Source organism: Verrucomicrobiota bacterium (assembly GCA_016871535.1).
Classification (GTDB): Bacteria; Verrucomicrobiota; Verrucomicrobiia; order Limisphaerales; family SIBE01; genus VHCZ01.
In genome coordinates this window covers 1-7,166 of the sequence record VHCZ01000299.1, presented here as the reverse complement: position 1 = coordinate 7,166, position 7,166 = coordinate 1, and the positions used below count along the sequence as shown (strand labels likewise).

Sequence of the window (7,166 nt, the reverse complement as noted above, 5' to 3'; positions counted from 1 at the left end):
TCCGGGAAGAAGACAAAAAGGCGAAGAAGGAAGAAAAGTTTTGGCCCCGAATCCCGAAGAAAATCACCCGGAAGAAAACGGAATTTCAAACCGCCGGTTTTCCACCACTTTCATTCCGCCGCTGACACCAGTGCGCTTTCCTTACTGTTGGTTCCAAGGTCGATCTTCTCCCGGTGTCCGGCGTGCTGAATCTGGCAGTACCACTCGGAAACCACCGCCGGGCCAGTAAGCCCATTTCTTCTTTTGCCATCTCTTTTCCTTTTCGCTAGAACTTTGCCCCATGCCATCACGACTAGCTGACAAATGGGTCTTGATCACGGGAGCTTCCAGTGGATTCGGAGCCGCCGCGGCCGTCGCTTTCGCCGCGGAAGGTTCGCGTTTGCTGCTCGGCGCCCGGCGCGTGGATCGATTGGAAAAAGTCGCCGCTGAGGCCACCAAAGCCGGCGCGTCCGCGGCTCATTTCCACGCCCTGGATGTGACCAAGACGTCCAGCGTGGAGAAATATATCCAGTGGGTCCGCATGCACACGGACGCGCTCCATGTGCTCATCAACAACGCCGGAGGCGCGCTGGGCCTGGACCCCGTCGCGCTGGGCAAAGACGAGGATTGGGAAACGATGATGCAGAGCAACGTGCTCGGCGTCTTGCGCGTGACGCGCGCCTGCCTGCCGCTCATGACCAACAATCCCGGCAGCTACATCCTCAACATCGGGTCGGTGGCCGGCCGCACGGCGTATGAAGGCGGCGCGGCCTATTGCGCGGCCAAAGCGGGCGAACTACAGATCACCCGCGCCTTGCGCCTCGAACTGTGCGGGACGGGCGTGCGCGTGGGAACGGTGGATCCCGGCATGGCCGAGACGGAGTTCTCCCTCGTGCGCTTCAAGGGCGACACGCCGCGCGCGAGCAAGGTCTATGACGGCGTCGAACCGCTCACGGCGGGGGACGTCGCGGACATCCTCGTCTGGGTCGCCGGTCGTCCACCGCATGTTTGCATCGATGAACTGGTTGTGAAGTGCACGGACCAGGCGGCGGTCTATAAGCTGCACCGGAGGACGAAAGCGTAGGGTTAAAGGTTGTCAAGGCGCGGTTCCTCCCTATCTTTTCCGCGAATGTCGTCGGACAAAGGCTCTCTCATCATTGCGGGTCGCCGATTTCAGTCGCGCCTCCTCGTTGGCACAGGCAAGTTTTCGTCGCCGGAAGCGATGCGTGACGCGCTCGCCGCCAGCGGCGCCGAGATGGTCACGGTCGCGTTGCGCCGCGCGGATTTGTCCGGCCAGAAGGATCCCTACGCCAACATTCTGGAGTTCATCGATCCCAAACGGTATTTGACGCTCCCCAACACCAGCGGCGCGCTGAATGCCGAAGAAGCGGTGCGCATTGCGCGCCTGGCCCGGGCCGCCGGGCTGCCGAATTGGGTGAAACTGGAAATCCACCCGGACCCTCGCTACTTGCTGCCGGATCCGGTCGAAACACTCAAAGCCGCCGAGATGCTGGTCAAAGAGGGTTTCGTGGTCCTGCCTTACATCAACGCCGACCCGGTGCTTGCCAAACGCCTTCAAGACGTCGGCACTGCGACGGTCATGCCGCTCGGCTCACCCATCGGTTCGAATCGCGGGGTCGAAACGCGCGGTCAGATTCGCATCATTATCGAGCAAGCAACGGTCCCGGTGGTGGTGGATGCAGGCCTGGGTGCGCCGAGTCACGCGGCCGAAGCAATGGAAATGGGCGCCGACGCGGTGCTGGTCAACACCGCCATCGCCGTGGCGAGCGATCCGAATCGGATCGCGGTGGCGTTCAAGCAGGCCGTTGAAGCCGGCCGGACGGCCTACGAAGTTGGCCTGGCGGCGCAACAATTCACGGCCAGCGCCACCAGCCCGTTGACGGCGTTTTTGAGTTAACCGAGAGCCAAATTCCGAGGGATGAAAACGTTGCCTGTCAGACGTGTAAAGGAACTGCTCGATCGCGCGCGCGAAATTCGCGTTCTGGTGATCGGCGACGTCATGCTCGACCAGTTCATCTGGGGACGCGTGGGGCGCATTTCACCGGAGGCGCCAGTGCCGGTCGTCGAATTCCAGCGCGAGAGCGTCATGCCCGGGGGCGCGGCGAATGTCGCGCGCAATCTCACCGGTTTGAGCGTCGCCACGGAATTGGTGGGCATCGTGGGCCGCGATGATTCGGCCCGGAATCTCAAGCGGCTTCTGCAACAGGAACGTGTCGGGTACGCCGGAGTTCTGGCGCTTTCGAGCCGGCCCACGAGCATCAAGACGCGCATCATCGCGCACCAACAGCAAGTCGTGCGGGTGGACCGCGAAGCCACCGCCGATCTGGATGCGCGCGGCCTCCGGCGGTTGCTCGAGGTCATCGAGCAGGAGTTGCCGGCCTGCGCTGCGGTCATCGTGGGCGACTACGGCAAAGGCGTCGTCACTCAATCCTTGCTGGATCGCGTCAAGTTTCTGTGCCGCGCGCGCGGCATCTGGCTCAGCCTGGATCCCAAGCCCGTTCATCATCTCGATCTGGCGGGGTTGTCCCTGATCACCCCCAATCGCAAAGAGGCATTCGAACTGGCTGAGATGAGCGATGGCGGCCAGACGACCGAGCCGCTCAAGAACGAACAATTGCTGCGGGTGAGCGAGAATCTTCTGACCCGGCTGCAGCCCGCGTTGTTGCTCATCACGCTCGGGGATCAAGGCATGCTGCTTTGCCGGAGAAGCGAAGCCCCGTTTCATATTCCGACCGTAGCTCAGGAGGTCTTCGACGTGTCCGGCGCGGGCGACACGGTCATCGCCACGTTCACGCTGGCCATTGCGGCAGGGGCGTCGCCGTTCGAGGCGGCGATTCTTTCCAATCACGCCGCCGGGGTGGTCGTTGGGAAAATCGGCACCGCGAAAGTGAGCCGTGAAGAATTGCTGGGGAGTTTTCAGCGGTGACCTGTGGATTGCGCGCGACAACATTCTTGGCCTCGTAGCGCAGATTTGCAATCTGCTTTCTCGCGGAATTGCATTCCGCATGCGTCGGCCGACTCGAAAGGCCTGCGACTTGCCGACGCGCGGCCGATTTCAAATCGGCGATACGGCAGATTGAAAATCTGCGCTACGACCGACCTGGCCTTACACTATATCCGACTGCCTTTCTGACGATGCGCGCCGCGGTTTTTCTGGATCGGGACGGGACGATCATTGAGGAGAAGGGCTACCTGTATCGGCCTGAGGAGGTCGTGATCTTTCCCGGCGCGGCGCCGGCGTTGAAGGGTTTGCGCGCCGCGGGCTTCAGCCTGTTTATCGTGACCAATCAGTCGGGCGTGGGCCGGGGGTATTACACGACGGAAGACGTAGTGCGCGTCAACGAACACTTGCTCAGGGAACTCGGCCCGGCCGTTCGTTTCGACCGGATTTACTTCGCGACCGAAGCTCCGGATCAGCCGAGCCGGGGCCGCAAACCATCGCCCCAGTTCTTGTTCGATGCGAGCGATGAATTCGGTGTGGACCTGTCTCGAAGCTACATGATCGGCGACAAGCTCATCGACTTGCAGTGCGGCTGGAATGCCGGCGTCAGGAAATCCATTCTCGTCCGCACGGGTTACGGCGCTGAGTTCGAGCGCGACCATGCGCCCGAACTGCAGGCAGCCATGATCGTGAATGGACTGACCGAGGCCGCGGATTGGATCATCGGGGACTCGCGCGCGAAGTGACTCCGGAAAGCGAATGGGTCATCGCATCGCGCTCGGCGTATGCACGGGTTGAAACAGCGAAGCGACGTAATTCCGGATCGGCTCCGGCAACAAATCCTGCGGTGTGTCCCCTCCATCGGTGAACAGCCGGCTTCGCCCGCGCAGCACCGTGGCGTGCAGAATCTCGCCCGACGCGGCTTCGGCGACTTCGACCTTGATCTCAACCAGATCGCGGCGCGTTGAATACTCGGTGGCGCGATCTTCCCAACGCAGGATGGTTGGGTAAATGAAGTAGCGGCAGCCGGCTGCGCGCGCTGTCTCCAAACCTTCCTGGAAGCTCTGGACGCGGCGTCCCACGTAAGCCCGCTTCGCATACTTCGCAAAGACGTCCCGGAACGTGACCGCGGTGAACTGGCCGGATTCGGGAACGAATTCTTTGCGGTGCCGGCCATCCGGCGGAATCGCCACGTAAACGGTGTCGTTCATCTGCAATTTGGGCCGCGCCGGCGCCCCCGCGATCGGAACCTCGCGATAGGTGTGCTCGCAGGCCGAAAAGAGGAGAACACCAGCGATCCAGAGCGCAATCATCGGGCGCTTAATCATAATCTTAATCCTACTCCTGAGCCTGCGGGAGAGACCACGCAAAGCTTTCACGGCCTCCCAGCCGTGCGCATGACGCATGCACTGGTAAGGACGCGTTCCACCGCGTCCCTGAAATTGTCTTTCCGATCGCTGTGTAAAGTCAGGGACGGAGTGGAATCCGTCTCTGCCAGGGAACTGCAACGCGTTCATTTCGTCGGCGGAACTTTGGCCGGGGGCGCGTTCGTGGCCGGAGCCTGCGATTGTTTCTCGGCCAGATTCCGCAGCAAACGATTTTTCAGATTCAGGTGCATCTGATTCGTGACGCTGTTCAGGTGTTTGCGCGAGTCCTCGAACAAACCCGAGTTGAGTTCAACGCGGGCGAGGTGAAGATAAACCCCTTCGCGTTCCACGTCATCGTTCGCCAGCTTCAAGGCCTCCTTCCAGGCCGCCAGCGCGTCAGCCGTGCGCAGCGGTTTGATCCCGTAGTAACTCTGGGCGTAATCGTGGGCCAGGATGAAATTCTTGGGGTCCAACTGCAGCGCCTTGCGATAGAGTTCGAGCGCGCGATCGAAGACCTGCGGCTCCGAGAACTTGTAATATTCCATGGCGTCGCGGCGGAACAGATAGACCGTGGTCGCGAGGTTCCAGTAATAAGTGGGCTCGGCGGCATTGAGTTCGATCGCTTTCTCGTAGTAGGCGAACGCCTTGTCCACGGGGCCGCGGTGGCCGAAATGGTTGGCGAGATTGTTCCACGCGGCCGGATTCTTCGGATCGATCTCGCGCGCTTTCTCCCATTCCGCCACGGCTTCGTCTTCTTCGCCCGTTTCGTTGAGAAAGCTGCCGTAAGCGAGGCGTGCGCGGGCGTGCTTGGGATGAAAGAGCAAGAAATCCCCGTAGGCTTTGCGCACCTTGCCGAATCGCTGATCGATCTTGGCGGCCAGAGCGGCCTTGGAAATCCCGGCTCCGGCTTTGGCGAACGCCTGTTCGTCCCGAATCCACTTATCGACCTCCTCCTGCGCGGCGTCGTCTTCCTCAAGGAGCTTCTGATACTCCTGCTCGACGGCGTCGTTGGGGTTTGGGACTTTTAGGGTCGCCGCGCTGTTCCTGGGCGGCCGCTCGTTCGGCGTCGCAGCCGGATTCTCGGCCGCCAGCACCGTTAACAAGCCAATCAATAGACCATTCACCATGGAGACGTTAGCATTCCGCCGGCTGAGAACAATGCAGAACGTCGAATTCCCTCAGTTGAGGGTGGGGCGAGGCTCCCGCAGAGCCAATGCCATCGAAAAAAGGCTCCGCAGGAGCGTCGCCCACCGTCGTTAATTGATTAACTGAGGGGTTACGGAACGTTCGCAGTTCGTTCGTGCCAATCCCAATATCGGTTGCGCCTGGATAAGGCTGCCGGTAGTTTTCCGCGCATGAATCTGGAAGATCACCTGGGCGATATCCTGAGCAAAGCGCGCCAGGCGGCCAATGTCTCGCCCTCCGCCGCGGCCCAGGCCGCGGGCCTGTCCGAAGCCGAGTATCTTTCCGTGGAAGAGACCGGGAGAATGGCCCGGCGCCCGAACTTCCAAACGCTGGCGAGTTTGCTGGGTTTGCACGCGCGAAAACTTGAAGGCATCGCCAACGGCTGGTTGCCTTCTCCAATCGACGTTGGAGTTTGGCGGCAACTGCGTCAGATCACGACGCGCGGCGCCAGCTACAGCGTCAATTGCTATCTCGTCTGGGATGAAACCTTGCGTGAAGCGGCGCTGTTCGACACCGGCTTTGACGCGCGCCCGGTCTTCGACCTCCTCGCGCAAAATCAACTGCACCTGAAACATCTCTTCATCACGCACACGCACCACGACCATGTCGAAGCGCTCGGCCCGATCCGGAGCAAGTTTCCCGGCGTCAAGCTGCACTCCAACTCGAAGAACGCTCCCGCGGATCAGCGCAACCGTCTCAACGACCTCGTCCACCTGGGCAATCTTCAAATCACAAATCGCGATACGCCGGGCCACGCCGAAGACGGCGTGACTTATGTCATCGGCAATTTTCCCGGCGGCGCGCCGAGTGCCGCGGTCGTGGGCGACGCGCTGTTTGCCGGGTCGATGGGCGGCGCGCGGCAGCTTGCTGAGTTGGCCAAACAGAAAATCCGCGAGCAGATCTTTCCGCTTCCTCCGGAAACATTGATTTGTCCGGGCCACGGTCCGCTCACGACTGTCGCTCAGGAGAAGACCCACAATCCTTTCTTTGTCGAGTAGGCGCTCTTTTGCGGAGAAAGCCTGACAAGGATTTCAGCATTTACCCCATACCAACTCCAGGGTCCGCCTGATTGCTAGGCGCTCCCCGTAGATTCTATCTGCCGCAAAGTCAGGAAACGGAATAGAACTGCCAGGCCAGAGGATAACTCCGAAGGAGCGGACTTCATGAAACAGTCCAGAACTACGTCCCTTTATCTCAACACCGCCGGGAGCGGAAGCTGGACCACCGTCGGTAAGGGCCTGGCCTTCCAACGGCGCACGGCCACCGGCGGCATTAGCGAACACACGTCCGGAGGCGCGGGCACCGCTCCGTATTGGGTGCGCGTGACTCGCGTGGGCAGCACGTTCACCGGTTTTAAGTCCACCGACGGTCTGACCTGGACCAGTGTCGGTTCGGCGACGATCACCATGGCGTCGAGCGTCTATATCGGCCTGGCCGTCACGAGCCACAACGACGCTGTATTGAACAGCTCGACATTCGACAACGTGAGCGCAACGCGGTGATTCGTGAGGCAATGCGAGCGCCCCGAACTAAATCGTTCCAGCTAAGTGGTCCGTTTCGTAAATACGCTCACGTTCGTTGCGCCCAATTTGGCCTGGGGCAAGGCGCGACGAGCGAGCATCCCCCGCCAGTGGGGCTGTGACCGAGGAGCAACGCAGCCCCAGGCAAAATTC

The 7,166-nt window shown here is 61.0% G+C and carries 8 protein-coding genes; 6 read left to right on the top strand and 2 right to left on the bottom strand.

Features of this window, described 5'->3' with window-relative positions; all coding sequences use genetic code 11:
- Window positions 1-280: 280 nt before the first annotated feature.
- The 4 genes from FJ398_24365 (at window position 281) to FJ398_24350 (ending at window position 3,687) form a co-directional block, all read left to right on the top strand.
- The gene (locus tag FJ398_24365; protein ID MBM3841031.1) at window positions 281-1,063 is read left to right on the top strand and encodes an SDR family NAD(P)-dependent oxidoreductase; all 783 of its coding nucleotides are present in this window, start codon (window positions 281-283) and stop codon (window positions 1,061-1,063) included.
- A 45-nt stretch (window positions 1,064-1,108) separates the two neighbouring features.
- Window positions 1,109-1,897 (top strand): thiazole synthase, encoded by a 789-nt coding sequence (locus FJ398_24360; GenBank protein ID MBM3841030.1) that lies wholly within the window; start codon window positions 1,109-1,111, stop codon window positions 1,895-1,897.
- A 21-nt stretch (window positions 1,898-1,918) separates the two neighbouring features.
- A complete protein-coding gene (locus FJ398_24355; protein ID MBM3841029.1) occupies window positions 1,919-2,926 on the top strand; it encodes a carbohydrate kinase in 1,008 nt (335 codons plus the stop codon).
- A 209-nt stretch (window positions 2,927-3,135) separates the two neighbouring features.
- Window positions 3,136-3,687 (top strand): HAD family hydrolase, encoded by a 552-nt coding sequence (locus FJ398_24350; protein ID MBM3841028.1) that lies wholly within the window; start codon window positions 3,136-3,138, stop codon window positions 3,685-3,687.
- A gap of 18 nt (window positions 3,688-3,705) precedes the next feature.
- Here the strand turns inward: FJ398_24350 and FJ398_24345 are convergent, their stop codons facing one another.
- Both FJ398_24345 and FJ398_24340 read right to left on the bottom strand, forming a co-directional pair.
- Complete coding sequence (locus FJ398_24345) at window positions 3,706-4,458, bottom strand: DUF4823 domain-containing protein (GenBank protein ID MBM3841027.1); 753 nt, start codon at window positions 4,456-4,458, stop codon at window positions 3,706-3,708.
- Window positions 4,455-5,432: a tetratricopeptide repeat protein gene (locus FJ398_24340; GenBank protein ID MBM3841026.1), complete on the bottom strand. Its 978-nt coding sequence runs from the start codon at window positions 5,430-5,432 to the stop codon at window positions 4,455-4,457. The genes FJ398_24345 and FJ398_24340 overlap by 4 nt, the downstream gene beginning before the upstream one ends.
- Before the next feature lie 231 nt (window positions 5,433-5,663).
- Between FJ398_24340 and FJ398_24335 the strand changes: the two genes are divergently transcribed.
- Window positions 5,664-6,491, top strand: coding sequence for an MBL fold metallo-hydrolase (locus FJ398_24335; GenBank protein ID MBM3841025.1), 828 nt, complete (start codon window positions 5,664-5,666; stop codon window positions 6,489-6,491).
- Window positions 6,492-6,656: 165 nt separating this feature from the next.
- A complete protein-coding gene (locus tag FJ398_24330; GenBank protein ID MBM3841024.1) occupies window positions 6,657-6,995 on the top strand; it encodes a DUF1349 domain-containing protein in 339 nt (112 codons plus the stop codon).
- Window positions 6,996-7,166 lie beyond the last annotated feature (171 nt).